Annotated in this window: 1 protein-coding gene; it reads right to left on the reverse strand. The window is 70.9% G+C overall.

Going from position 1 to position 784, the window contains the following annotated elements:
* On the reverse strand, positions 1-784 hold a 784-nt coding region (locus NQ160_RS23370; RefSeq protein WP_257517397.1), incomplete at both ends, for an aminotransferase class III-fold pyridoxal phosphate-dependent enzyme.

The raw sequence follows: 784 nt of genomic DNA on the forward strand, positions 1-784 counted from the left end.
GGTCGGCGGCGGCGAGCGGTTCCAGACGGCCCCGCAGGAGCTGCTCGATCTGCTGCGCCCGCTCGACGAGGCCGTCGTTCTCGAAGGCCTCGAGCGCGGCGAGCGCGGCGGCGCACGCCACCGGGTTGCCGCCATAGGTGCCGCCCAGGCCGCCGACGTGGGCGGCATCCATGATCTCGGCTCGGCCGGTCACCGCGGCCAGCGGCATGCCCGCCGCGATGCCTTTCGCCGTCGTGACCAGGTCCGGCACGATGCCGAACAGGTCGCTGGCGAACATCGCGCCGGTGCGGGCGAAGCCCGACTGCACCTCGTCGGCGATGAAGACGACGCCGTTGGCGCGACACCAATCCGCGATGGCGGGCAGGAATCCGTCGGCCGGGACGATGAACCCGCCCTCCCCCTGGATGGGCTCGATGATGACGGCGGCGAGGTTGTCGGCGCCCACCTGCTTGTCGATGAGGGTGATCGCGCGAGCGGCGGCATCCGGGCCGGAGAGGCCGTCACGCAACGGGTACGACCCCGGGGCGCGGTAGACCTCCGGGGCGAACGGTCCGAACCCGCTCTTGTAGGGCATCGACTTCGCCGTCAGCGCCATCGTGAGGTTGGTGCGGCCGTGATAGCCGTGGTCGAACGCGACGATGGCCTGCTTGCCGGTGTACTTGCGGGCGATCTTCACGGCGTTCTCGACGGCCTCGGCGCCGGAGTTGAACAGCGCGCTCTTCTTGTCGTGGTCGCCCGGGGTCAGGCGGTTCAGCGCCTCGGCGACGGCGATGTACGACTCGTA

Source organism: Microbacterium sp. zg.Y909 (genome assembly GCF_024626565.1).